The organism is Bradyrhizobium sp. JYMT SZCCT0428 (assembly GCF_018131075.1).
In the GTDB taxonomy this organism is placed as follows: Bacteria; Pseudomonadota; Alphaproteobacteria; order Rhizobiales; family Xanthobacteraceae; genus Bradyrhizobium.
The window spans coordinates 121391-146921 of the sequence record NZ_JAFCLS010000011.1; the positions used below are offsets into that span (position 1 = coordinate 121391).

Sequence of the window (25531 nt, forward strand, 5' to 3'; positions counted from 1 at the left end):
GATACCAAGCCCAGCCCACGATGCCGCTTATTGGCACAAACCGGCGGCGCGTGTCCGCTTTTGTGTACCAATGGTGTCGCGACTGTCTGATTGCGGTTCGGCGCCCAACTAGAAACCATCCAATGGAGAACGAAGCGATCCGAACAACTCAAAATCGCATCAGAGAGAGCCGTGCATCGCGAGCGCAATGTGGGAGCTCGACTAGTGTCGTTCGGCTTCGGCCTCTTGTTCCAACTGCAAGATACGCGCTCGTAGCGCGTCGAACGTTTCTTCGGCTGCCTCGCTGAACAGCGGATCCTCAGGATTGGTCAAGGCCGAAGCGATCTCCGTCCAATCTTGAGGCTCTAACGCCTTTAGGGCGGCAGGAAAAAAATCCCGATCTTCCATCATGATGTGGTACCGCTCGCACTCTATGAAATCGCGAACGATGGTTTGAAGGATTTCACGGCCCGCGAGAACACTGTCGACCGCATGAACTACCCGGCGTAAACGTTCGGCCCCTCTTTGGTGTTCGCGAGCGAGATCACCGACTTTCGCAGCCGCAGCCGGATCGCGCGTTCTTAGCTTGGCAAAGACGACGTCTTCCTGGGGATGGTGATAAACCTCCGGGTAAAGTTCGAAATAGCTAATAACTGCGCGAATAACCTTAAAGTCGGGACGGTCGCCGTGGTTGAAAACCTCAAGTTCCCGCTCAAGGATAGCGAGTAGCTTCTCAATATTGCGATGCTCCTGGCTTAAGCGCTCAATAATCATGGCAGCGCTCCGTATAGTGAACCCCAAGATAAATATTATCTCTCACGCGGTATCAGCTTTTGCGGCAGATCAAATCTAGGTCGGAATAAGGTGGGGATTTCAATTTCCGGAGCCTGCCGATATGAGATTGCGGCGAAGCCCCAACGTCGTGAATAAGCGTTGCTACAGCCGAAAGACGTCCGATTGGCACTTAGCGGAAGTCGGCATTTGGCGGGCTGTCCGCTTTGCGCAAAAGCGGCCCCCTGAAATGTCGTTTTGTCGCTTGATGCCAGGGCTCCACAGGCGACGAAGGGGCAGCACTCCTGACGCTTGTCGTGGTCGTCTCGGTTGGACGCCGACATCAGCAGTTCAAGGAGTCGGGTTTTGTCGAACGGGTTCATCATCGGCAATCGCTCGCCACCCTGCCCCTTCAAGATCATCGTACTGGCCGTTCTTAAGTGACCAGAGAAATCCCACCAGGCCGAGCAGGCCGAGCAACAACGCCAGCGGAACGAGGAATACCAGGACTTCCATCAGTTCAACTCCCGGACACCGCGATGCGCGCGCAGGGCGTTCAAAATCACCAGCAGGGACGAACCCGACATGGCTGCCGCCGCCACCAGCGGCGTTGCCAACCCTGCAATTGCCAAAGGCACAGCCAACAGATTGTATCCGGCCGCCAGCCACAGATTCTGTCGCATCAGCCGCAACGCTTTCCGCGAGAAGCCGATGGCAGCCACCACGGGCGCCAGGCGGTCGCCAAGGAACACCAGATCGGCCGTCGCCTGGCTCAAATGGGTGGCGCTCACCGGCGACATCGAAACATGCGCAGCCGCCAGCGCCGGCGCATCGTTCATGCCGTCGCCTACCATCATGACCTTAACGCCTTGCCGTTTCAGCTCATCGATGCGGGCAATTTTGTCGGCAGGGGTCAGACCCGCGCGCCACTCATGAATTCCGAGCGACTGGGCAGCGTGGCGCACCGCGGGCTCACGATCGCCGGAGAGAATCTCGACGGCGATACCACCTCGCACAAGGGCTGCGACGGCACTGCCTGCGTCCGGACGCAGCCGCTGGCGCACCGCAAAGACATGACGCACCTTGCCGTGGCGGAAAGCGACGACCGATGCCTCGGGATCCCTACACAGGATGGCGTTTGCGAGCTGATCCGCGCCGCAGAACGACGGCCTGCCAAGTCTGACTTCGAGTCCGTCAAGAAAGCCATGCACGCCCTGACCGGCTATCTCTTCGACACCGGCCAACGGTGCTTTTGCCTTAGCCGCGCGGGCTACCGCAGCGGCGACGGGATGATGGCTGGCAAGCGCAAGCCGGCCGGCCAGATCGAAGACCGCGTCCGGAATTTCAACGGCGTTCGCGACATCGAGTTCGGGCAAGGTCAATGTGCCCGTCTTGTCGAACACGACCCTGTCGACTTCGGCCAGCCGCTCGATCGCATCGCCGGAATTGAGCAGCACGCCGGAGCGGAACAAGGCGCCCGAAACCACGGTCTGCACCGCCGGTATCGCCAATCCCAGTGCACAGGGGCAGGTGATGATGAGAACCGCAATCGCCGTGACGATGGCATCGTGCCAACTCGCACCGAACGCCACCCAACCCAACATGGTCAGGAGTGCTGCCGCATGCACGACGGGGGCGTAGAGCCGCGACGCCCGGTCGGCGAGTTGCACGTATCGCGATCGCGCCTGCACGGCATTGTCGAGCAGCCGGCTGATCTCCGCCAACAGCGTGCCCTCGCATGCTGCCGCCACTCGCACTCGCAACGCACCAGATAGATTGAGCGTGCCCGCATAGACCGCTGTGCCCGGCCCGGCCTTCACGGGCAACGTTTCGCCGGTAATCAGGCTCTGGTCGATCTTGGACTGTCCCTCGATAACAGAGCCATCGACGGCCGAGCGCTCACCGGGCCGCAACAAGACGATGTCTCCCGCCTGCACCGCGGCGATCGGCACTTCGCTGATCTCGTCAGCGCCGATAAACTTCGTCGCCGTCTCGGCCTTCAGGGCGGCCAGGTTTCCGGCGACCGCGCGCGTCTTGCGGCGCATGCTCTGGTCCAGGTAGCGGCCGGCCAGCAAAAAGGCGAGCAGCATCAGCGCCGCGTCGAAATAGGCATGTTCGGCGTGGTGGATCGTTTCCATCACCGACATCGCGAGCGCCAGCACGATGCCGATGCTGATGGGAACGTCCATATTGGTGCTCCGCGCACGCAGCGCGCGGAAGGCAGACCTGAAGAACGGCTGTCCCGAATAGGCCACCGCCGGCAACGCAATCAGGGCGGACAGCCAGTGGAAGAAATCGCGCTGCTCCGGAATCATGTCGGTGACGTTGCCGGACCACACCGGGACCGACAGCATCATCACGTTCATCGCCCCAAAGGCGGCGACGCCGAGGCAGCGCAGCAGGAAGCTTGCCTGTTCGGTCTCCACGGCCTCGGCGCGAAACGGCTCGAACGGATAGGCCTTGTAACCAAGCTCCGCCAGCCGATCGATGAAACGGGCCGGATCAAGCGCGCCCTGCTTCCATTCCAGCGCTACACGACGGTCGGTCAGATTGACCCGTGCGAGCGTCACGTCCGGAAGCGCCGAAAGGCCGCGCTCGATCTTGGACATGCAGCCGGCGCAACTGACGCCCTCGACCGCAAGATCGATATGCGACACCCCGGAACCGAGGTCTCTGACATAGTGTGAAAAGTCTCGCATCGCCTGCATGATGTGCTCTTCCTAGTTCAACAGGACGCGGTTCTTCGACAGGAACAACCGCTGCCCTGCCGAAACACCCTCGAGCACCAGGTCCCATTGGCCCGGCGCAATCGCCAGCGCGCTGCCGCGATAGATGCCGATCCCCACCTCGGCGAGGACCACCAGCAGATCGGCACGCCGATCGGTCGGCCGCTCGAACCGCCCCTGAAACTTCAGCCCCGACATCGGCCGGCCGCTGCTATCGCGCGCCTCAATCTGAAGCGTCGCACCGCCCTGCTCGCTGCGTTCGACATGCGCGTCAACCTTCCAGTTGCGCGCGTTCTGATCGCGGGCCGCCAAAATCTGCTTCTCGTAGCCCAGGCTCGCGCTATAGGCGCTGTCGACCTCGGTGCCCGGCAGCGTCTGGATGGCAAACCGCATCATGACGAGGTTGACCCCGATCACGACGCCAAAGAACGCGACCAGCATGAAAAACACCATGCGTCCGGTCAAAGGTTTCGGGGCTTGCAATCTGTTCATCGCGACATTCCTTTCGAATCTCACGCCTTTCAAATCTCACGGCGTCACAAAATTATCGGTCGCGGATGCCACCTCGCCGAGGCCGATATCGGTGACGCGGAAATGCACCGGGATCGACTTCTTCGGATTGTTTGCGGCGGGTGCCGTCACCAGAAGCCGCAACTCGGTGGTCTGGTCACGCCCCAACACGATCATCGGTCGATCCGGGGGCACGGCATCAACGCCGACGACATGGACCGTAGCGTTGACCGGGCCGTCGATATCGATCGCGATGACGCGGTCAAAGCCGCGCTTGTTCAACAGGCGGACGGTATAGGCGTTGCGGATCGCTCCGTCGCTCAGCTTCACCGCGACCGGATTGCGGTCGTGCAGCACGCTGACGTCGAGCAACGTTCGCGTCAGCAGCGCATACAGCATGAGCGCGCCAACGCCGGCGATCATGGCTACGTAGACGACGGTACGCGGCCGCACGATGCGGTAGACCGGCGGCTTGCCGGCCTGACGGCGGTGAATATTGATATCATTGTCATATCCGATCAGGCGGGTTTCCCGGCCGATCTTGGTCATCACGGTGTCGCAGGCGTCGATGCACAGGCCGCACTGAATGCAATCGAGCTGCGCGCCGTCGCGGATATCTATGCCGGTCGGGCACACGGCGACGCATTGGCAGCAATCGATGCAGTCACCGACCGGCTCACCAAGGGCCCTCAGCTCGTTTGCCTTCTTCAGCGACGTTCGCTTTTCACCGCGGTCGTATTTGTAGGTGACGTTGAGCGCCCACTCGTCAGTGAGCGCGGCCTGAATACGCGGCCAGGGACACATATAAACGCAGACCTGCTCGCGCATGAAACCGGCGAGCACGTAGGTCGTCGCCGTCAGGATCGCGATCCAGATATAGGCCAGCATCGGCGCCTGGAACGTCACCAGCTGCTTCACCAGCGTCGGCGCATCATTGAAATAGAGCACCCAGGCGCCGCCGGTCCACCACGCGATCATCAGCCAGATCGAATGCTTCAGAAGGAGCTCGGAAAAGCGCTGAAGCTTCATGGTGCCGCGCGCGGCATCTTTTCGCATGCGCTCGCGGCGATCGCCCTCAACCAGCCGCTCGACAGCGTAGAACAGGTCCGTCCACACGGTTTGCGGACAGAGATATCCGCACCAGACGCGGCCGCCGACCGAATTCATCAGGAACAGGGTGATGGCGGCGACGATCAGCAGCCCGGTAAAATAATAGACCTCCTGCGGCCACAGTTCGATAAAGAAGAAATAGAAGCGGCTGTTCGGCAGATCGATCAGCACCGCCTGGTCGGGCGCACCGAGGCCGCGGTTCCAGCGCACGAATGGCAGCAAATAATAGACGCCGAGGCAGAACGCCATCAGGCCCCATTTGATCCGGCGATAGGTCCCGGAAACGCTCTGCGGAAAGACTTTCTTCTGGGCCACATAAAGCGGCCCGTCGTCTTCAAGCTGCAGGTCGGTGGGGTTCACGGGCTTGTTCATCGCTGCGGTTGATCTCATGTCCGGCATGGACTCTAGACCCGCCCCCGCAAGCGCGATTGATCCACCTCAAACAACGCGCAAACTTCCCCAGTCCGCGGTTACTTGCCGCCGCCGAGCGAATGGACGTAGACGGCCAGCGCCTTGATCGTCGGGGGATCGAGACGGCCGACCCAGGCAGGCATGACGCCGGCACGGCCATTGGTGATGGTCTCGACCAGCGTGGTCTCGTCCGAGCCGTAGAGCCAGATCTTGTCGGTGAGATCAGGTGCGCCGAGCTCCTGCTTCCCCTTGCCGGCGTCGCCATGGCACGAGGTACAATTATCCGCGAAGATTTTTGCACCCAGCGACTTGTCATATCCCACAGCTGTCGACAGGTCCGATAAGGACCGCACGTAATTGGCGACGGTGACGATTTGATCCTTCTTGAGAACGCCTTCCTTGCCAAACGCCAGCATGGCGCTCTCGTGGGCCTTTGCATGCCCGGAACGGACACCGAACTGGATCGACTGCATGATCTGGTCGAGCGAACCGCCCCACAGCCATTCGTCATCGTTCAGGTTGGGATAGCCTTTCGCGCCAGCGCCACCGCTGCCATGGCATGGTGCACAATTGTCGCCAAAGACCGTCTTGCCGCGGGCACGTGCCAGCGCCAGCAACGCCGGGTCTTTCTCGATTTCAGCCAGCGGCGCGGCGCCGAGCTTAACCATCTTGTCACCGCGGATCTTTTCCAGATTGGCAAGCTCGACGGCAACGTCCGCGCGCGACGAATAATTCAGCACGCCGGTGGTATGGCTCCACAGCATCGGCCACGCCGGATAGACGATCCAGTAGCCGACCGCCCACACGATGGTCAGATAAAACGTGATCACCCACCACCGCGGCAACGGCGTATTCAATTCCTTGATGCCGTCCCACTCGTGACCGGTGGTGGTCTCGCCGGAGACCTTGTCGAAATCGCTATGCTCGGTCATGATCCCGTCATTCCTCCCGCAGCGGCATTCTCGCCGCCTCGTCGAACGCCGCCTTGTTGCGCGGCCAGAGTGCGTAGGTCACGATCGCAATGAAGATTCCGACGAAGATCGGCGTCCAGAACGTCGTGACGAAATCGGATGTGATATTCTGGACTGTTAGGATGGCTTTCATCGTTCTGCTTTCTCGACGAAGGATTGCTCAGCGAAGATTGGCTTTTTCGTTGTAGAGCTTGAAATCGACCAGCGTGCCCAGCATCTGCAGGTACGCGACCAGCGCGTCCATCTCCGTCGGCGTACCCGGCTTACCGTCGAAGTTTCGGGCAACCGCTTTCGGATAACGTTTGGTGAACGCATCCACGCCGGCATTATCAGGATCCGCTTGCGCCTTTAGATCGTTGACTGCGTGCGCGATCTGGTCGTCCGAGTAGGGAACGCCAACTGTGCGGCTGGTGCGCAGATGATCTGCCATCCCCGCGACATCGACTTCGGTCTCGGCGAGGAACGCATAGCCAGGCATCACCGACTGCGGCACGATCGCGCGCGGATTGATCAGATGCGTGACATGCCATTCATCGGAATATTTGGCGCCGACGCGGGCGAGATCGGGGCCAGTACGCTTCGATCCCCACTGGAACGGATGGTCGTACATGCTCTCGGCCGCGAGCGAATAATGACCGTAACGCTCGACCTCGTCCCGCAGCGGGCGGACCATCTGTGAGTGGCAGAGATAGCAGCCCTCGCGAACGTAGACGTTGCGGCCGGTGAGTTCGAGCGGGGTATACGGCCTGACGCCGTCGACCGCTTCGATCGTGCTCTTGAGATAGAACAGCGGGGTGATCTCGACGAGACCACCGATCGCGATCACGACCAGTATCCCTCCGATAAGGACGATCGAATTCTTCTCGAAAATTTGATGCCGTGACCAGAATGACATTGAACCGCTCCTCATTCCGCCGGCTGAAGCGCGACGGGCGACGTCATTTCCGCCTCGCTGGCGTACACCGTCATCCAGAGATTGAAGGCCATGATCAGCGCGCCGATCAGGAACAGCGCGCCGCCCGCGGCGCGAATGATGTAGAAGGGATGCATCGCTTCCACGGATTCGATGAAGGAATATTCGAGGAAACCGAGCGAGGTGTAGGCCCGCCACATCAGGCCCTGCAGGATACCCGAGACCCACATCGACGAGATGTAGAGCACGATACCGATGGTCGCGATCCAGAAGTGCCAGTTGACGAGCTTGAGACTGTAAAGGCCCTTACGGTCCCACAACCAGGGAAACAGGCAGTACAGCGCGCCGAACGAGACGAAGCCGACCCAACCCAGCGCGCCGGAATGAACATGACCGATCGTCCAGTCAGTATAGTGGCTGAGTGAATTCACCACCTTGATCGACATCAGCGGGCCTTCGAACGTGGCCATGCCGTAGAAGGCGACGGACACGACCAGCATCCGGAGCACGGGATCGGTGCGCAGCTTGTCCCAGGCGCCCGACAGCGTCAACATGCCGTTGATCATGCCGCCCCAGGACGGCATCCACAGCATGATCGAGAACGTCATGCCGAGCGTCTGCGCCCAATCCGGCAGCGCCGTGTAATGCAGATGGTGCGGCCCGGCCCAGATGTAGAGGAAGATGATCGCCCAGAAGTGGATGATCGACAGCCGGCAGGAATAGACCGGCCGCTCGGCGCGCTTCGGAATGAAATAGTACATGATGGCAAGGAAGCCCGCGGTCAGGAAGAAGCCGACCGCGTTGTGGCCGTACCACCACTGAAACATGGCATCCTGAACACCGCCCCAGGCGATGTAGGATTTCGAGCCCCATACGGATACCGGCAGCGCCGGGTTATTTCCAAGGTGCAGCACGGCGATGGTGACGATGAAGGCGAGATAGAACCAGTTCGCAACGAAAATATGCGGTTCCTTGCGCTTGACGATGGTCATCAGGAAGACCAGCAGGTAGGCCACCCAGACGATCGTCAGCCAGAGGTCGGCGTACCATTCCGGTTCGGCATACTCCTTGGATTGGGTGACGCCGAGCAGATAGCCAGTGCCGGCGATCAGGATGAAGAAATTGTATCCGATCACGACGAACCACGGTGCCAGATCGCCGGCGAGCCGCGCGCGGCAGGTCTTCTGCACGACATAGAACGAGGTTGCGATCAGCACGTTGCCGCCGAAGGCGAAGATCACCGCGGACGTATGCAGCGGACGCAGGCGGCCAAAACTGGTCCAGGGCAGGTCGAAATTGAGCGCCGGCCATGCAAGCTGCGATGCGATCAGCAGCCCTACCGCAAATCCAGCGATTCCCCAGAACATCGCCATCACGGCCGAAAACTTGACCGGACCCATATTGTAGTTGGGCCGACCGTTGATCTCCTTTGGCGGCAATGCCGCTGGGCGGTCGTAATACCGGTTCACGATCGCAAAGGCGGCCCACAGGCTGGCGGCACACGCCAGCGACGCGTGGAAGGCAAACGCCGTATCAAGCGCCTGGGCTGCGGCGAGAAGGCAGAGAAACGCGGATGCGGCAAAAACTATTGCGAGACCGGCTTCGCCGTGCGTCATCGATTTTGCGGTTTGAGACTGGTTCATGCGCGGGCTTCTCTTCTGCAAAGGTCAGCCCGAATGATCACACCTTCGGCATCGCCGAATTGATCGAGGTCAAAGTCTGGCGAATTTGCCAAAGCTGGGGAAAACATGGCGCGGGACGTTCAGCAACAGGAGGGACCGATCGGCAGGGACGCGCGTATTCTGGCAGCGCGGTGCTGCCGTCCGATCGCACGCAGCCGCTTCGCGAGCTGCGGGGATGCTTCGAACTCCGCTGCCAGGCATTCTTCCAGAGATTCGGCAGAAAGACGGCGTCCGGTCAATAGCCCGTAAAGCTCCGGGGAAGAGAGATTGAGATCTTGCGCAATCTGCTCGAACTCCGCCCGCTTCACCCCGTGGAGCTTGTCCTTGCGCGCACGTCCGGTGAAGGCGGTTTTCAGCCATCGCACCAGGGCGACACCCGCCGGCCATCTTCCTGCAACGCCTAAAAAAATATGCACGTGTGAGTCTCGCGAGATGAAGCTGGCATCCAAGCAATATCCAGAGATATCCGCCTTGACCTGAATCAAGTTGAGAAGCTGCGCTAGACGGCCTTGCTGAATCGTGCCGGATCAGTACGCGTGTGGGGATCGAATGCCGCCGCAATCACCCGCACCACCTGACAGCCAGCATCGGTGGCGGTCACAACGCGGCCTTCGACACGCACCAAGCCGTCCTTGATCAAGGGCTGCAGCAAGGCCAGTTCTTCGGTAAGCTCCATATCCGGCGCGGTGACGTCGAGGTCGGCCCGAAACGCACACATCAGGCTCTCGATGGTACGGGCGCGCTGCTTTTCTGCGGCATCGAGCCGGCATCCGCGCGCCGCCGTCAGGCGGCCATCCGTAATTGCGCGAACATAGCTTGGAACGTCGGAGATGTTCTGGACGTATCCGTCCCTGAACCGCGAGATCGAAGACGCGCCAAAGCCGATCAGGGTCTCCCTGCTGTCGTCGGTATAGCCCTGGAAATTGCGATGCAGCCGTCCTGACATCGCGGCCCGCGTTAGCGCGTCGCCCGGCCTTGCAAAATGATCGATGCCGATCCTCAGAAAACCGTGGCGCTGGAATTCCTCGGCGATTGCCTCGGCCTGGTCTATACGCTCCTCCATGCCGGGGAGCGTCTTCTCATCGATAAGCCGCTGATTGGCCTTGAGGCGCGGCATATGTGCGTAACCGTAGCAGGCGATGCGGTCCGGCGAGAGCATCGCGACGATTTCGCAGGTCTTGCGCAGCGAAGCGACCGTCTGCAGCGGCAAGCCGTAGATCAGGTCGAAATTCAAATTGCCGATGCCGGCAGCCCGCAGCCGCAACACGGCCGCGGCAACATCTTGCATCGGCTGCCACCGGCCGATGGCCACCTGCACCCTTGGATTGACGTCCTGCACGCCCAGACTGACGCGGTTGACACCAAGCTCATTCAAGCTGGCCGCCAGCAACGACGTCACGTAGCGGGGGTCGAGCTCGATGGCGTGCTCGAAACCGGGTTCAAAAACGAAATATCGGCGCAGGACCGCCATCACGGACGCAAGTCCGTCGGCCCCCAGGATGCTGGGCGTCCCCCCACCCCAGTGCAGCCCAGCGATACGAAGCGATGCCGGCAGACTGTCGCTGACCAGCGCAATCTCGCGCTCCATCGCCGTTCGATAGGCGCCAATGACGTCGTCGCGTAGCGCTTTCTTGGTGTTGCAACCGCAATAGAGGCAGAGTTCGCGGCAATACGGCACATGCAGATAGACCGAGACGGCCTCGGCCATATCCAGATCGCGCAGCCACCGGCGCTGGTCGGCGCACCCCACCGCAGGCGTGAACTCGGCCGCCGTCGGATAGGACGTATATCGCGGCACCTGCATTTGGGCGTAACGGCGTACGATATCGTTCACGGCAGCGCTCCCTCAGGCTGGCAGACGAGTTTGAACGCGAAAATGCCTCGGATCAGAAAGGCCGGCGTTTTGCGTTCGCCTGTTGGGCCAAATGTTTCGTGCGGGTCTGCGCATCGCCCCACGCCAGGACGGCGGCAAAGACGACGAACATCATGACTACGCTTGTGGCAACGAGCATCGAATCGACGGGCATGGGTGACCTCCTAGTGATGGAGGAATGATGCCTGCTCCGAGGGAATCATCTTTGACCTGAATCAATCGAACAGGAGTTGCCGCGAAAAATGCCTTCACGCCGCGGCCATGGCCTCGGCGCGCGTCGAGTCGAGCAGGCGAACACCTCCGCTGACGATAACAAGCATTTTCTCGCGCTCGAACCGGGTCAATGTCCGGCTCACCGTCTCGATGGTCAGCCCGAGGTAATCCGCGATGTCCTGCCGGCTCATCGGTAAAGAGATGGTCTGCCGTTCGTCGCCAATATGGGCCAGTCGCGCTCGCCAGCCGACCAGAAAGGCCGCAACCTTCTCTTCTGCCGTACGCCGCCCCAGCAGCAACATTTGCTCCTGCGCCAGCATTAGCTCGCGCGCCGCGAACTCGTTGATCCGGAGCAGGAAGTGCGGCCGCTGCTCGATGAAGTGCCTAAAGACGTCCACGGGGAAACGACATATCGAAACGGCATCGATCGCGTCCGCCGAAAAACTGTAGCGATCGGACGGCATGGTGCCGAGAAAATCGCCCGGCAGCGCGAAGCCAATCACCTGCCGCCGCCCGTCGGGTAGCAGCTTGTACAGACGCGCAACACCCGCGGTCAGATTGTGAACCGAACTGGCGACCTGGCCTGCGGTGAAGAGCGCCTCATTGGGCGCCAGATGAATGTGGCGGGCGATTCGCTCGAACTCCACGAGATCGTTTTGGTCGAGCGCACCGCAGATGCTCAACGACCGGACATTACAGGCCGAGCAGCGGCCAAAAGTGCCGCGATTTGGATTCGGAGAGATGGTGCGTATCATTTGCCACTGCCCATTCGAGCGCCCGATCGACCTTCATATCTCCTTGGTCATGGCAGGTTGGACCAGGACTCGGAGATGTGATTCATTCTAGCGGATCCAGCGCCAGCTGATTGATCCAGATCAAATGCCTTGACGATTGATCCTTCATTGTGCGGCTCCGCACTGAGAAGCCGGATTCTCCATGGAGTGGATGCCGCAATGATCGGACGATTTTTGGTACCGCTGGCACTTACGCTCATCACCTTGACGCCGGCAGCGGCGGCTTCGCCTCAAGAACAGCGCGGTAGAACCTTCGCGCTGAACAATTGCGCGAGGTGTCATTCGATCGACAAGGTTTCGCCGAGCCCGCTCAAGATTGCGCCGCCATTCCGGACGCTGCACAAGCGTTATCCGATCGAGACCCTTGCAGAGGCGCTCGCCGAAGGTATCTCGACTGGCCATCCCACCATGCCCGCCTTCCAGCTCGATCCGGACCAGATCGGCGACCTGCTGACGTATCTGAAGACCCTCGAATAGACGAAGCTCGAGCCGGCTGTGGCTGGACGCCGATATATCCGCATCGAGGCTGCTGCCGATGACCGCGCCGGCTTCGCATGAGGGCCAAACGCTTCAAATATGCACTCGAATGCTCGACGAGAGCAGATCAGGAAGTCGAGACTTGTCCAAAATGCGCTTGCCCGGCGCGAACTGACAGATCGCAATGTTGATAAGGTCAACCGTATTCCGCATACGACCCGAAGAGTGGCTAAATGGAAGGCGACCTGACCAACACGCTATTGTTCCGTTTCCTCACGGCGCTCGCGATCGGGCTGTTGATTGGCATCGAGCGTGGCTGGCGCGAGCGCGACGCGCCGTCCGGCAGCCGGACCGCCGGCGTGCGCACCTACACACTGTCGGGATTGATCGGCGCGGTTGCCGCTGAGATCACCCGTGTTCTCGCGAGCCCGTGGCCGCTGTCCCTTTCGATGTTGACCTTTGTTGCGGTGTTCGCATGGTTCAAGATGCGCGAGATCGAGCATGACCGGGAATTCAGCGTCACGGGCGTACTCGCTGCGTTCGTCGTGTTTTCGCTCGGGGCGCTTTCGGTCCTCGGCGACCCGACATCGGCGGCGGCGGGCGGCGTGGCTACTGCCGGCGTGCTGGCCGCCCGCGAGCAGTTGCACGGCTGGCTCGCACGCCTGACGTGGAAAGAGCTGCGCTCGGCATTGTTACTGTTGGCAATGACCGTCGTGGTCCTGCCAATGCTGCCCAATCGCACCGTAGACCCATGGTCCAGCATCAACCCGCGGGAAATATGGCAGTTCATGATCCTGACTGCCGCTGTCTCATACGGTGGCTACATTGCCGTCAGGCTCGCAGGACCATCGCTTGGCGTACTTGTCGGCGGGCTGGTCGGATCCGTCGTCTCATCAACGGCAGTGACGATCACCTTCGCCAGACGCGCCAAGGAGGGCGGTTCGGCACACCTTTTTGCCGGCGGCGCGCTCATCGGTGGCATGGTCTCGATTGCCCGCGTCCTGACCATTGTCAGTCTCGTCGCGCCGCAACTCATCGCCGTCATTGCTGTTCCTGCGCTGGCTGCTGCTGCGGTGTTCGGCGCCGGTGGTTTCGTGTTGCTCTACACCAAGGGCGAGCAAGCGGATGGCGGCCTCGATATTGGCAATCCATTCGACCTCACGCCTCTCGTGCTGTTTGCAAGCGCCTATTCGGCGATCGCGTTGCTGAACGGCTGGTTTTCCCGATCTTTCGGCGCGAGCGCTTTGCTTCTCACCTCAAGCATATCCGGCCTGTTCGACGTCGACGTTGCCGTATTGTCGGCCGCGCGCCTGGCCACGACACCGGTGGCAGCCGATGTCGCCGCGCGGGCCATCCTGCTGGCGTTGGCCATGAATGCTGTGTCCCGCGCAGCGATTGCCGTCGCGGCGGGTTCGGCTAGATTCTCGATCATTTACGGCACGGTGACCGCTGCCGCTGCGCTGGCAGGAGGCACGTCATGGTTCTTTGGCTGTTACACCTGAAGTATTCAGATAGGACATAGATGCTGAGGGGTCCTCGGGAACGGAATCGAGACGCGCATTCGGGTTTTTGGAGCGGCCGCTACCGTCACTCCGGTCTTTGTCGCGCACAGCTCCTATCGAGTGACCCTCGACGCAACTTTGATCTTCAGACTCCCCCGCTCACCGGCGCAAGCGCCCGGACGCAACGCGGGATCCTTCGGAGCTGGCGTAGATGAAGACGCTCGAATAAACGCACCTCTAGCGGGCCGGCCCACCGCGCCGCCGAGGCACGGTGCCGCCTAGCACCTAGTATGCCTGCACCGTCCATGCGATCACGTCTTTCGCAATCCTACCGAAGGCCTCGCTGAAAGCGATTGCGGCTTCGGGTGGTGTGACGGATGCAAATTTCTCGCTCTCCTCAAACAACCGCGATGCGACGACCTTGCCGTTCTTGTCGACGATCCTCGCCGACAATGCGATTTCGGCAGCCGGCTTCGCATCGACCGCGACGCGGAACCGCCTGACGTCGATCACCAACTGGAATTCGGTCTGGCCCACCTCCGCCATTCGCAACGGCGCGTGCGCGAGGTCGTAATTCTCAAAGCTCTCGATCAATCTTGCCTGCAGTAGCTTCGGAAGCGAATCGGCCCACATTGCTTCCGAAAAGCCCGGATAGTCCTGCGCCGGCGAGAACAGGAAGCGCTGCGTATCCAGCATTGCCACAGCCGTGGGCTCCGGGATCGCCCATTGGACGTTGACGCTCTTCCCCGCCGGTCCCTGATTTTGCAGGGCGCGCAAATCATAGGTGATCTTGGCCGGCGGCGCGGTGACGCCGGTCATGCGTTCGAGGCCGGCGACGATGCCGTCGAGCTTGCCGGTATTGCGCGCCAAGCCTTCCGAGAAGACCTTGAAGTTGGCGATGGTGTCTTTCAGCGCGCCCGAATTCTCCGACAGCACCGAATCTACCTTGCGCAACGCGTCGCGAGCTGCCTGTGTCATACCCTGCCCCGCCCCGGGTTCGGCAATCAGCATCGGCACCTCGCCAGTCTTGGCAACCATTACACCGCCCTCCAGCGCGATCACGGGAACGCCGGTCAAACCCTGAAATTCCAGACCGACCTTGGTGTCGGTACGTATCGGTGTCGTCGAAGCGACCGAAATCGTCGCATTGACACCGCGCGGGCTATCAGGTGCGAGACCGAGTTCGGAGACTTCACCGACCCGGATGCCGTTGAACAGCACGGCGGCACCGACCAGAAGCCCCGGTACGGAACCCTCGAACTGCACGCGGTAGCTCGTACGCGGGCCAAGACCGCCGGTGTTTTGCAACCAGTAGACAAAGCCGAACACGGCAATGATGGCTGCCAGAACGAAGGCACCGACGATGACGAAGGGAGCGCGGGTTTCCATGGTCTAACTCGCCTTGGGTTGCAGCATCTGGGAGCGCTTGCCGTGAAAATAGGCTCGCACCCAGGGATGTTCGGATTGAAGCAGTTCGCGCATCGGCCCGATGGCGACAATCTTGCCGTCGGCGAGCGCCGCAACGCGGTCGCAAACGGTATTGAGGCTCGCGAGGTCGTGGGTGACCATGAACACCGTCAGCCCCAGTGTCTTTTGAAGTGTCTTGATCAGGGCGTCGAAATCTCCCGCCGCAATCGGATCGAGGCCCGAGGTCGGCTCGTCGAGAAACACGATCGCCGGATCGAGCGCGAGCGCGCGGGCGAGCGCCACCCGCTTGGTCATGCCGCCGGATAATTCGGAGGGAAACTTGTCACCGTCTTCTGGCTTCAGCCCGACCATTTCGAGTTTGGCGGTGGCGATCTCATCCATCAAAGCGGATGACAACACGAGATTCTCGCGCAGTGGAAACTGGATGTTTTGCCGCACGGTGAGCGACGAGAACAGCGCACCCTGCTGGAACAGGATGCCCCACCGCCCGGCGGCGTTCCTGGTGGTCCGATCGTGGTTGCCGCCGATCGGTGCCCCCATCACCTCGATCTCACCTTCCTGCCGCGGAATGAGGCCGATGATGGTCCGCATCAGAACTGATTTGCCGCCGCCGGAGGCGCCGACCAAGCCGAGGATCTCACCCCGTCGCACGTCAAGCGCAAGATGATGGATCACGACATGGCGGCGGAAGCCGACCACCAGGTCATGCACGCGTATCGCAAATTGTCCGGGCGCTGTCTGCATCGCTACATTCCAATCGATGCGAAGAACACTGCAAACAGCCCGTCGAGAACGATCACCAGGAAAATCGACTTCACGACCGAGGTGGTGGTCTGCTTGCCCAGCGACTCGGCACTTCCCTTCACCCGCAGGCCTTCGCTGCAGGCGACGATACCGATCACCAGCGCCATGAACGGCGCCTTGATGATGCCGACCTCGAAATGGGTGACGGACACGGCCTCATGCAGCCGCGCAATGAAGATTGCCGGCCCCATGCCGCCATAGAACCAGGCGACGAGGCCGCCGCCGTAAAGTGCGGCCATTGAGCCGATGAAGCTGAGGATCGGCAGCGCGCAGACCAGCGCGATGATCCGCGGCAGCATCAGAACCTCGATCGGGTCCAGCCCCATGGTCGACAACGCGTCGATTTCCTCGCGCATTTTCATCGAGCCGAGCTCGGCGGTGTAAGCGCTGCCTGAACGACCGGCGACCATGATGGCGACGATCAGGACGCCGAGTTCGCGCAGCACCAGGATGCCTACCATATCCACGACATACGAATCCGCGCCGAACTTGCGGAAATGGAAGATCCCCTGCTGCGCGATGATGGCGCCGATCAGGAAGGTGATCAGCACCACGATCGGGATCGCCTGCCAGCAAACCCGGTAAAACTGATAGACCAACGACGTCAACCGCAGAGATCGCGGCCGACGCAACACGCCGAGAATGGCAATGCAAAGCGAACCCAGCATTTGCAGGAACGCAGTAACGTCATCGCCCGCGCCAATGGTGGAGCGGCCGATGTCGCTGATCTTCGCCACGACCGGGTTAGGCGGCGGAACCGGTGCTGGCGTTCGCCGATTGACCTGACGCACCTCCTCGATCAACCCCGCATAATTGTCGGAAACCCCAACCACTTCGGCACGGTGTCCCGCCGACGTCGCGCGCCGCGACATCTTCTCGAGCAGCCAGGCCCCGAGCGTGTCGAGCTCGCGCACCTCGGCCATATCAAGCTTAACGGTACTGGACCGGTCGAGCTGCGGCGCAACAGCGTCGGAAAGACGCTCAAGCGTCGCCACATTGGCCGCAATCCAGGATCCGCCCGGACGCAACTCGAGGACGTCGCCCGTTGCCGTGGCCGTTAACAGAGGTGCAGTCGCCAAGATGATGTTCCCTCGATGGCATAACGCCTCTCCTTAGAGCTCATGGGCCTCAACCATGTTGACCTGCCTCAAGCCGGAAAATGACCGGCGTTGACCTGTTGACGCAAATCAATTGCCGAGCCGCGGCCTCGCATACAATCGAACCCGACGGAAAAGGAGAGGCCCATGCGTTTCTATTTCGACATAAGCGACAGACTTCCGATCCGCGATCAGGTTGGGCGTGACTTCAGGCTGGCTTCGGAGGCCGTCGTGTACGCAAAGCATCTGGCTGCCGACCTGCGGTGCCTGGAGCCCGATATCAGACCCCGGTTATCGATCCGCGTAATCGGGGAAGGCCGTGAGCCGATCCACGAGGAAGCCGTTTTCACTTAGATCACCACCGATCGAGGCGATGAGAGAAGCTGCGATGTTCAGTTCAAGCGAACTGAATGAAGAGCTGCAAGCGCTCAAACGTGAGATGTCGCGCCTCTTGAGCACGAACGGCGACGGTATACTCGACGACGCCAAAAACCGCGCCGACGCCATCGCAGACCAGATCAAGTCCGCCTTGAACGAACTCGGCGAAACTCTGAGCGAGCAGGAAGATCATGTCGAGACGCTGATCGCGGCGCGCCAGATCGCAACGATCGCGTCCGCCTTCGCACTCGGAATCGTCATCGGTTTCATGTTGAGGAGACACTAACGTGGACAGCCAGAATATCGTCAAGAACCTTCGTGCGCTCTGGCGAACCGACCGGATCATCGCCGAGATCAGGCTGCGGCAGATGCTTGTCGGTCTTGGCGTGCGCGCGTTTGCCGCCTTGATTGCAGGCTTCGGCCTCCTGATGCTGGAGCTGACGGCCTATTTCGCGCTGGTCCAGGTTTTGACTGCGATTTCAGCGGCCGCCATCCTTAGCGGTGTGAATTTCGCGATCGCAGCCACCCTGTTCATATTAGCCGGAAGGCCGCCTTCGGGACGCGAACTCGAACTTGCGAACGAGATACATGTCTCGGCGGTCGACGCACTGCAGCGCGAGGCCCTGGCCGTGCAGTCGCAGTTCGTTGGCATGGTCCATCACCCCCTGAACAGCGCCCTGCCTTTGCTGGTGCCGCTGATCACGATCATCGTTAGAAGCCTGAAGAGGTCCAGGGCCGCCGCGCCTGCCGCTGCCGCCGAGCAAACCTGAGCCCCAACGAGGCGTCGCCTCATGCTGCAATCCAAGGAGCTATCAACATGTCCAAGCCTCAGCTAAAGCCGATCCTCAATGCCTCCCTGCCCGCGCAGTTCCGGCAAATCCGCATCGTACTCGCCCGCGAACCCGGCCACCCCGAGGGCGACAACGAGGTTGCCTATATCTTCGTCGCACCTGTCGATGCCGAAGGCCGCATCGATCCGAAATTATGGCGATCACACCGCGAGGCTTGCCGGGTCTCTCGGCAGCGTCCAAACGAACAGGATCAGCTTGGTCACCTTGTTCATGGGTCGGGTGGCGGATGGGAATGACGGCGAAGCCAGTCTGCCGGACGATGTCGGCTTTCACTTCGCCGACGAACGCTTCGTCGTTGGCGAGTATGTCTCGGTCAACGAGCGCGGCAAGATGCACACCTACCGTGTGACGACGGTGTCGCACCTTTAGCGCGGCGCCATTTCGGCAATGTCTGCTTGGAGCCGACCGACCTTAACCAGGCTAACCGCGACGCCGACGCTCGATGCGAGGCCTCAACCAATGGTGACAGATCACGGCCCCGCTTCTGCGGTCACCGAAAACCTGATCGAAATTCGGGTGACCGACGTCGCGCAGCTTTTTCACACGCTTGATCCTTTTCCATTTCGGGAAAAGGATCTCGCTGACGAGGCCGAGGAATATATCGTCGGGTGGGCACGAGAAATGCCCGGTGACCGCCCGATCAGGATTGTGATACACATTCCGGATACCGAGTCACAGGGAAAGGCATCGAGCGACCTTCTCCAGGCATTCAACCGGTATTTTGCCGGCCGGGCCGTTGTGGTCCAACGAGACCTGAACGAATTGTTTCGAGTTGGCCGGCGTTCCCTGGCAATCGGCGCTACAATACTTGCGGCCTGTCTCCTCCTTGCGCATTTTGCCGCAGGCTATCTGATCGAGCCCGCATTCAGGCGATTGGTTGAAGAGAGCTTCCTGATCCTCGGCTGGGTTGCCAACTGGCGACCTCTTGAAATCTTTCTCTACGATTGGTGGCCGCTCGCGCACCGGCGCGATCTGTATCATCGTCTCGCGTTAGCCACCGTCGAAGCCAAGCCATACTCGGTCAATCCTCCCTTCACGCGCGCATCGACCAAAGCCGGTGAGGATATCTAGTGCGTTACTCCCCAAAATCCCAAGCCCCGCTCAGTGGCCTCAGTGAAGCGGAAGCTCGGGCAAGATTGAAAGTCGAGGGAAGCAACGAGCTTCCCCAGCCCAATCGGCGCACGCCGCTCCGCATAGCGATCGAAGTGCTGCGCGAACCGATGCTGTTGCTTCTTATCGTCGGGGGCGCAGTCTATCTGGCGCTCGGCGACCTGAAGGAAGCGATCATCCTAGTCGCCTTCGCTACCATGTCGGTCGTGATCACGGTAGTACAGGAGGCGCGCACCGAGCGCGTCCTGGATGCACTGCGCGATCTGACCAGTCCCCGCGCCTTGGTCATTCGCGACGGCGAACGCAAACGCATTGCCGGCCGGGACGTCGTGCGCGGCGACCTCCTCGTGCTTTCGGAAGGCGACCGAATACCTGCCGACGGCGTCCTGCTGCAATGTCATGATCTGCAGGCCGACGAGTCCATGCTGACAGGTGAATCCGTGCCTGTGCGAAAAATTGCGCGAAGCGGTCACACCGTATCCGAGCCGCACCGGCCGGGCGGCGACGACCTGCCCGAGATATTTTCCGGCGCGCTCATTGTGCGAGGCGCGGGATTGGCTGTAGTGACCGCCACCGGCGTGCTGAGCGAAATCGGCAGAATCGGCCAATCGCTGGTCGCCCTGGAAACCGAGCCGCCTCGTTTGCAGGCTCAAACCCGTCGCCTGGTACGGCTGTTTGCCGTTGTCGGCGGCGCGGTCAGCATACTTGCGGTGCTGCTCTACGGAATCATGCGCGGGGGATGGCTGGATGCCGTGCTGGCCGGGATTGCGCTCGGCATGTCAATGTTGCCAGAAGAGCTTCCCGTGGTGCTGACCGTCTTTATGGCGATGGGGGCTTGGCGGATATCACAGGCTCGGGTGCTGACGCGGCGCGCCGCGGCGATCGAAACCCTCGGCTCCGCAACCGTGCTGTGCACCGACAAGACGGGTACTCTGACCGAGAACCGGATGACAATCGTCGAGCTGCGGCTCGGCGACGGAGAAATCCATCGTCCACTTGACGCCACGAGAATGCCTGAACAATTTCACGCCCTGAGCGAATTCGGTCTGCTCGCCAGCGCGCCCGAACCGTTTGATCCGATGGAGCGCGCATTCCATAGTCTTGGCCGCGCCCAATTGCCCGACGCCGGACATTCCCATCCTGACTGGAAGCTTGTCCACGCCTACGGTCTTCGGCCCGATCTGCTCGCCGTAACCCACATCTGGCAGCCGAACGGCGCCGAGCAGGAATTCATCGTCGCCGCCAAGGGCGCCCCGAAGCGATCGCAGGCCTTTGCCGGCTTGGCGAGGCCGACCGCACCGCGCTGAAGCAATCGGTCGATGCGATGGCATCCGCCGGCCTGCGCGTCCTGGGTGTCGCACGGACCAGATACGCCGGACCGAAATGGCCGGCCTTGCCATGTGAATTTACATTCGAGTTCCTTGGACTGACCGGCCTTGCGGATCCGCTGCGGCCAAGCGTCATCGAGGCCATGCGTGAATGCCGCTCGGCCGGCATCAGGGCAGTGATGATCACGGGCGATTATCCGGCAACGGCCAATGCGATCGCCCGCCAGGCTGGCTTCAAGCCCGGCGAAGTCATCACCGGCGAGGAGCTTGCGAAACTGGATGACGCGGAAGTGGCCCGCCGGACAAAAACGACCAGCGTGTTCGCGCGGATCATGCCGGAACAGAAGCTGCGGATCGTCAACGCGCACAAGGGCAATGGCGAGATCGTGGCGATGACCGGCGACGGCGTCAACGACGCGCCGTCGCTCAGGGCGGCGCATATCGGCATTGCCATGGGCGGCCGCGGCACCGACGTGGCGCGGGAAGCGTCGGCAATCGTGCTGCTCGATGACGATTTTGGCTCGATCGTCAAGGCGATCCGGCTCGGGCGCCGCATCTACGATAATTTACGCAAAGCCATGAGCTTCATCTTTGCCGTTCACGTGCCGATTGCGGGCCTGGCGCTGCTGCCGCTGCTGTTCGGTCTACCGATTCTTTTCGGGCCCATCCATATCGCGTTTCTCGAGATGGTGATCGATCCCGTCTGTTCTCTCGTATTCGAGGCCGAGACCGAGGAGGACGACATCATGGAGCGCCCGCCCCGCGCTGCCGACACCCCGCTGTTTTCGGGCGCGCTGATCGCCTGGAGCCTGCTGCAGGGTGTGTTGGCATTCGCACTGGTTGCCGCCATCTTCGTCGTGGCGCTCAGGTCAGGCATGCCCGAACAGGAAGTGCGGGCATTGACCTTCTTCTCGCTGGTCGTGACGATCGTCGGCCTTATTCTGGTTAATCGCTCGTTTAGCGCCTCGCTGCTCACGGCGCTGCGACGACCGAACCCGACCTTGGTGGCTGTACTCGCGGCCGTTACCGCAATCCTGTCTCTGACCCTGCTTTGGCCGTCCGCGAGCAAGCTTTTTGCCTTTGGACCCCTGCACACTGACGACCTCGCTTTGACGCTTGGTGCGGGGATCATCGTGCTGGTCTGCCTTGAAATGCTCAAGCCGTTACTGCGTTCGCGGTTGCAGTCCTAGCTGGCAAATCCACACCTGCATTCTGCTCCTTGCGATGGATCAAAAGCCGCCGCCCCCGCCGCGCTAGATTGCCATCAGGACAAAGGAGAGACACATGGCCTTCAAAGACATTCTGCTGACACTGACAAGCTATCCCGAGCCAACCCCGAACTCTGTGGTCGAAACTGCGGTTTCAATTGCCGCCGTACTTGGCGCTCACCTTGCCGCAGTCTCCTGCGAGGTTCACGTTCAGGTACCCGGCAACATCCTGTCGGGCTCAATCCCAAGTATTTCCGGTATTATTGCGGGCGAAGCCGAAAAGAGCCGACAGAGCGCGGGAGGCCTGCTCGCTGCATTTGACGCAGCGGCAGAAAAGGCCGGCGTTCCACACGAGACGATCGTCGAAAAATGCCTGACCTTTGATGTTCCGGAGTTGCTGGTTGACTACGCCCGGCTTCACGATCTCACGATCGTGCCGGTGCCGGAATCTTATGACCAATGGTATGCGGAGTCCGTGATCTTCGGATCGGGCCGGCCGACCCTAGTATTGCCAGAGACTCCCAGCGCGCGCCCATTCGAACTGGGCACCGTTGTCGTGGCCTGGGATTTCAGCCGCGCGGCGGCCCGGGCGGTTTCCGATGCGCTTCCGCTGCTTGAGCGCGCCAAGAAGGTGCGCGTCCTCACCGTCGGCAACGAAAAGGTTTTCGACACCAAGCATTCCGCCGAAGAACTGGCAAAGAACCTGGCCCGCCATCGTATCGACGTGGTGCTGGACAAGGTCGATGCGGACGGCAGACAGATCGACGAGGTTCTCGAAGCCTACGTGCTTTCGCACAAGGCCGACGTCCTCGTGATGGGCGCCTACGGTCACGCGCGATGGCGCGAATTCATCCTGGGTGGCGCAACCAAGAGCCTGCTGTCCAAGCCGCCGCTCCCGATCCTGCTCTCGCATTGACGGAGTGCTGGTGCGCCTTGGAGATCGAATGGCCGACGATACGAAAAGGAATGGATCCGGTCCGCTCTTGAAGGCTCGCCGAATGAGCCTCGATACCGGACGGGAGAATGTGGTCGTGATCTCACGCCACTCCAGCGCCTTGCGACCGGATGTTTTCCGTGGATTCAGCCGGGTCGAATTGCGGGTTGGCACGAGAATTCTGCTCGCGACGCTGCTGATCACGGACGACGACGCGTTGGTCGGGCCCGATGAAATCGGCCTTTCCGAACCGGCGTTCCGGCGCTTTGCCCAACCTGTTGACAGCTTGATTACCGTGCGTCCCGCAGCCTCACCTGCAAGCTTCGATGCCGTCCGTGCCAAGATCCAGGGCCGGACCCTGAAACCGACCGAGATCGAGGCGATCATCGGCGACATCGCGCATTATCGCTACTCCGACATGGAGATCGCGGCATTTCTGATCGGCTCGGCCAGCTTCATGACCAGCGGCGAGCTTATTGCTTTGGTGCACGCGATGGCGCGGGCCGGCACGCAGCTGAAATGGCCTGACACCATCGTCGTCGACAAGCACTGCATCGGCGGCATTCCGGGCAACCGCACCTCCATGATCGTAGTTCCGATCGTGGCGGCGCACGGGTTGACCATCCCCAAGACATCCTCGCGCGCGATTACTTCGCCCGCTGGCACCGCCGACACCATGGAAGTGTTGACCCGGGTCGATGTCGGCGTCGAAGAGATGAAGGAAATCGTCGCCGCTTGTCGCGGCTGTCTGGTCTGGGGCGGCCACGTCAACCTGTCCCCGGCGGATGATATTCTGATCTCCGTCGAACGCCCGCTCAGCCTCGACACCAGCGAGCAGATGGTCGCTTCGATCATGTCGAAAAAGCTCGCAGCTGGCTCCACCCACCTGCTGGTCGACCTGCCGGTCGGTCCGACCGCGAAACTGGCCAACGCCAACCAAGCAATGCGCCTGCGCAAGCTCTTCGAATTCGTCGGCGACCATTTCGGCATTGCCGTCGAAGTGATCACAACCGATGGCCGTCAGCCGATCGGCAACGGCATCGGTCCGGTTTTGGAGGCCGAAGACATCATGGCCGTTCTGACCAACGACGCGTCGGCCCCCGCTGATTTGCGCGAAAAATCGCTGCGGCTTGCGGCGCATCTGCTGGAGTATGACCCGCAGTTGCGAGGCGGCAGCGGCTATGCTCGCGCCCGCGAATTGCTCGACAGCGGCGCGGCACTGAAGAAAATGCAGGAGATCATCGACGCACAGGGACCCTCCGCCTGCCGCAACGACGTCGGCAAGCTGACCGTCGATGTCGCCGCCGCCAATGACGGCACGATTTCCGAGATCAACTGTCTCCAGTTGAACCGCCTCGCGCGCACCGCAGGGGCGCCGATCGACAAGGGCGCCGGCATCCGGCTGTTCTGCAAGATCGGCGACCGCGTCGAGAAGGGCCAGCCGCTCTATCGAATCCATGCTTATGACCAGTCGGAACTCGACCTCGCCGCGGCTGGCGCAAAAGCGAATAGCGGTTACACCGTCGGCACCCGGCAACCAGCAACCGACGAGGCAGCACCGTGAACGCGGCCATCATTCAGAGCCTGCCGTCGTCGTCGCGCGAAGCCACCCGGCTCGCGGCGCGGCTCGGCATTCCCTTTCACGAGATTGCGATCCATGGGTTTCCCGACGGGGAACTTCGGGTGACGGCGACACCGGCGTCGCCTGTGACCATCATCTATGCGTCGCTCGACCGGCCGAACGAGAAACTGATCGCGCTAACCCTGGCCGCAGAAGCGTTGCGGCGCGGGGGTGCGAAACGCCTCATCCTGCTGGCGCCCTATCTCTGCTACATGCGCCAGGACACAGCTTTCCACGAAGGCCAAGCGATCAGCCAAAAGGTCATCGGCGCGCTGCTCGCTGGATGCTTCGACCGGGTGGTCACCGTCGATGCGCATCTGCACCGCACGCCCGACATCGCAGCGGTTTTTCCGGGGATCGCATCCGACAATCTGTCGGCAATGCCGGCAATAGCGGTCGCGCTGCGCAAAACCGGCCTTGATCCCGCAACCGTCGTGGTGGGACCGGATGCTGAATCGGAGCCTTGGGTCAGCGATCTCGCCAGCCGGCTTCGGCTTTGTCACGTCGTTGCGCAAAAAGTCCGCCGCGGTGACCGCTCCGTCGAGATCAGGGTCCCGGACCGGACATCCATTGCCGGGCGTCCTACTTTAATCGTCGACGATATCGTCTCCTCGGGCGGCACCCTGATCGCCTGCGCCAGGGCGCTGACGTCGGCCGGCGCGACAATGATCGATGCGGTCGTCACGCACGCACTGTTCCCGGAGCAACTCTGCCGCGACGTGATCCAGTCCGGCATTCGCTCGATCCGTTCGACCCACAGTGTGCCACACTCCACCAACGCCATCGTGCTCGACAATCTATTCATCGACGCTTCAAGATGAAATAACGTTCACAACCCTT

Annotated in this window: 25 protein-coding genes and 2 pseudogenes; 11 read left to right on the forward strand and 16 right to left on the reverse strand. The window is 61.2% G+C overall.

The genetic code is table 11. The features are described 5' to 3' along the window. Window positions 1-201: 201 nt before the first annotated feature. The 13 genes from JQ575_RS13590 to JQ575_RS13650 all read right to left on the reverse strand — a co-directional run bounded on the left by JQ575_RS13590 (window position 202) and on the right by JQ575_RS13650 (window position 11914). Window positions 202-753 (reverse strand): hemerythrin domain-containing protein, encoded by a 552-nt coding sequence (locus tag JQ575_RS13590; protein ID WP_212033693.1) that lies wholly within the window; start codon window positions 751-753, stop codon window positions 202-204. Between the two features lie 348 nt (window positions 754-1101). Continuing rightward, the gene (gene ccoS, locus JQ575_RS13595) at window positions 1102-1266 is read right to left on the reverse strand and encodes a cbb3-type cytochrome oxidase assembly protein CcoS (RefSeq protein ID WP_212033694.1); all 165 of its coding nucleotides are present in this window, start codon (window positions 1264-1266) and stop codon (window positions 1102-1104) included. After that, window positions 1266-3458, reverse strand: coding sequence for a heavy metal translocating P-type ATPase (locus JQ575_RS13600; RefSeq protein WP_212033695.1), 2193 nt, complete (start codon window positions 3456-3458; stop codon window positions 1266-1268). Before JQ575_RS13600 ends, ccoS begins: the two co-directional genes overlap by 1 nt. Before the next feature lie 12 nt (window positions 3459-3470). Next, window positions 3471-3968, reverse strand: coding sequence for a FixH family protein (locus tag JQ575_RS13605; protein ID WP_212033696.1), 498 nt, complete (start codon window positions 3966-3968; stop codon window positions 3471-3473). 36 nt (window positions 3969-4004) lie between these two features. After that, complete coding sequence (gene ccoG / locus JQ575_RS13610; protein ID WP_212033761.1) at window positions 4005-5468, reverse strand: cytochrome c oxidase accessory protein CcoG; 1464 nt, start codon at window positions 5466-5468, stop codon at window positions 4005-4007. A 98-nt stretch (window positions 5469-5566) separates the two neighbouring features. Next, window positions 5567-6439, reverse strand: a complete 873-nt coding sequence (ccoP, locus tag JQ575_RS13615) for a cytochrome-c oxidase, cbb3-type subunit III (RefSeq protein ID WP_212033697.1) — start codon at window positions 6437-6439, stop codon at window positions 5567-5569. Window positions 6440-6446: 7 nt separating this feature from the next. Beyond that, window positions 6447-6611: a cbb3-type cytochrome c oxidase subunit 3 gene (locus JQ575_RS13620; RefSeq protein WP_212033698.1), complete on the reverse strand. Its 165-nt coding sequence runs from the start codon at window positions 6609-6611 to the stop codon at window positions 6447-6449. Window positions 6612-6638: 27 nt separating this feature from the next. After that, window positions 6639-7373, reverse strand: a complete 735-nt coding sequence (gene ccoO, locus JQ575_RS13625; RefSeq protein WP_212033699.1) for a cytochrome-c oxidase, cbb3-type subunit II — start codon at window positions 7371-7373, stop codon at window positions 6639-6641. An 11-nt stretch (window positions 7374-7384) separates the two neighbouring features. Continuing rightward, on the reverse strand, window positions 7385-9007 hold the full coding sequence (gene ccoN / locus JQ575_RS13630; RefSeq protein WP_409364787.1) for a cytochrome-c oxidase, cbb3-type subunit I: 1623 nt from the start codon (window positions 9005-9007) through the stop codon (window positions 7385-7387). Window positions 9008-9153: 146 nt separating this feature from the next. After that, window positions 9154-9558, reverse strand: a complete 405-nt coding sequence (locus tag JQ575_RS13635; protein ID WP_212033701.1) for a hypothetical protein — start codon at window positions 9556-9558, stop codon at window positions 9154-9156. A 14-nt stretch (window positions 9559-9572) separates the two neighbouring features. After that, window positions 9573-10877, reverse strand: coding sequence for an oxygen-independent coproporphyrinogen III oxidase (gene hemN / locus JQ575_RS13640; RefSeq protein ID WP_212033762.1), 1305 nt, complete (start codon window positions 10875-10877; stop codon window positions 9573-9575). 82 nt (window positions 10878-10959) lie between these two features. Further along, window positions 10960-11100: a hypothetical protein gene (locus tag JQ575_RS13645; protein WP_212033702.1), complete on the reverse strand. Its 141-nt coding sequence runs from the start codon at window positions 11098-11100 to the stop codon at window positions 10960-10962. A 94-nt stretch (window positions 11101-11194) separates the two neighbouring features. Beyond that, a complete protein-coding gene (locus JQ575_RS13650) occupies window positions 11195-11914 on the reverse strand; it encodes a Crp/Fnr family transcriptional regulator (protein WP_212033703.1) in 720 nt (239 codons plus the stop codon). A 198-nt stretch (window positions 11915-12112) separates the two neighbouring features. Here JQ575_RS13650 and JQ575_RS13655 point away from each other — a divergent pair, with 198 nt between their 5' ends. Together JQ575_RS13655 and JQ575_RS13660 are read left to right on the forward strand one after the other, a co-directional pair. After that, on the forward strand, window positions 12113-12430 hold the full coding sequence (locus JQ575_RS13655; RefSeq protein WP_212033704.1) for a cytochrome c: 318 nt from the start codon (window positions 12113-12115) through the stop codon (window positions 12428-12430). Between the two features lie 233 nt (window positions 12431-12663). Next, the gene (locus JQ575_RS13660; RefSeq protein WP_212033705.1) at window positions 12664-13932 is read left to right on the forward strand and encodes a DUF4010 domain-containing protein; all 1269 of its coding nucleotides are present in this window, start codon (window positions 12664-12666) and stop codon (window positions 13930-13932) included. A gap of 285 nt (window positions 13933-14217) precedes the next feature. Here JQ575_RS13660 and JQ575_RS13665 read toward each other — a convergent pair whose 3' ends face one another. From JQ575_RS13665 to JQ575_RS13675, 3 genes are read right to left on the reverse strand one after another with little or no spacing between them, the layout of a single operon-like run. Next, a complete protein-coding gene (locus JQ575_RS13665; protein ID WP_212033706.1) occupies window positions 14218-15321 on the reverse strand; it encodes an ABC-type transport auxiliary lipoprotein family protein in 1104 nt (367 codons plus the stop codon). 3 nt (window positions 15322-15324) lie between these two features. Next, window positions 15325-16104 (reverse strand): ABC transporter ATP-binding protein, encoded by a 780-nt coding sequence (locus JQ575_RS13670; RefSeq protein WP_212033707.1) that lies wholly within the window; start codon window positions 16102-16104, stop codon window positions 15325-15327. 2 nt (window positions 16105-16106) lie between these two features. After that, window positions 16107-17243, reverse strand: a complete 1137-nt coding sequence (locus JQ575_RS13675) for an MlaE family lipid ABC transporter permease subunit (RefSeq protein WP_212033708.1) — start codon at window positions 17241-17243, stop codon at window positions 16107-16109. A gap of 165 nt (window positions 17244-17408) precedes the next feature. Here JQ575_RS13675 and JQ575_RS13680 point away from each other — a divergent pair, with 165 nt between their 5' ends. The 9 genes and pseudogenes from JQ575_RS13680 (at window position 17409) to JQ575_RS13720 (ending at window position 25512) form a co-directional block, all read left to right on the forward strand. Next, window positions 17409-17615: a DUF6894 family protein gene (locus JQ575_RS13680; RefSeq protein WP_212033709.1), complete on the forward strand. Its 207-nt coding sequence runs from the start codon at window positions 17409-17411 to the stop codon at window positions 17613-17615. Window positions 17616-17649: 34 nt separating this feature from the next. Beyond that, window positions 17650-17925 (forward strand): hypothetical protein, encoded by a 276-nt coding sequence (locus JQ575_RS13685; RefSeq protein ID WP_212033710.1) that lies wholly within the window; start codon window positions 17650-17652, stop codon window positions 17923-17925. Window position 17926: 1 nt separating this feature from the next. Further along, window positions 17927-18409, forward strand: a complete 483-nt coding sequence (locus JQ575_RS13690; RefSeq protein ID WP_212033711.1) for a phage holin family protein — start codon at window positions 17927-17929, stop codon at window positions 18407-18409. Window positions 18410-18456: 47 nt separating this feature from the next. After that, window positions 18457-18859 (forward strand): annotated as a pseudogene (locus tag JQ575_RS13695) (hypothetical protein). A 90-nt stretch (window positions 18860-18949) separates the two neighbouring features. Next, window positions 18950-19561: a hypothetical protein gene (locus JQ575_RS13700; RefSeq protein WP_212033712.1), complete on the forward strand. Its 612-nt coding sequence runs from the start codon at window positions 18950-18952 to the stop codon at window positions 19559-19561. Beyond that, window positions 19561-22118: pseudogene (locus JQ575_RS13705) on the forward strand (cation-translocating P-type ATPase). The gene JQ575_RS13700 and the pseudogene JQ575_RS13705 overlap by 1 nt, the downstream one beginning before the upstream one ends. A gap of 94 nt (window positions 22119-22212) precedes the next feature. Beyond that, a complete protein-coding gene (locus tag JQ575_RS13710; RefSeq protein WP_212033713.1) occupies window positions 22213-23052 on the forward strand; it encodes a universal stress protein in 840 nt (279 codons plus the stop codon). A gap of 28 nt (window positions 23053-23080) precedes the next feature. Continuing rightward, a complete protein-coding gene (locus JQ575_RS13715; RefSeq protein WP_212033714.1) occupies window positions 23081-24634 on the forward strand; it encodes a thymidine phosphorylase family protein in 1554 nt (517 codons plus the stop codon). After that, window positions 24631-25512, forward strand: coding sequence for a ribose-phosphate diphosphokinase (locus JQ575_RS13720; RefSeq protein ID WP_212033715.1), 882 nt, complete (start codon window positions 24631-24633; stop codon window positions 25510-25512). Before JQ575_RS13715 ends, JQ575_RS13720 begins: the two co-directional genes overlap by 4 nt. The last annotated feature ends 19 nt before the right edge of the window (window positions 25513-25531 follow it).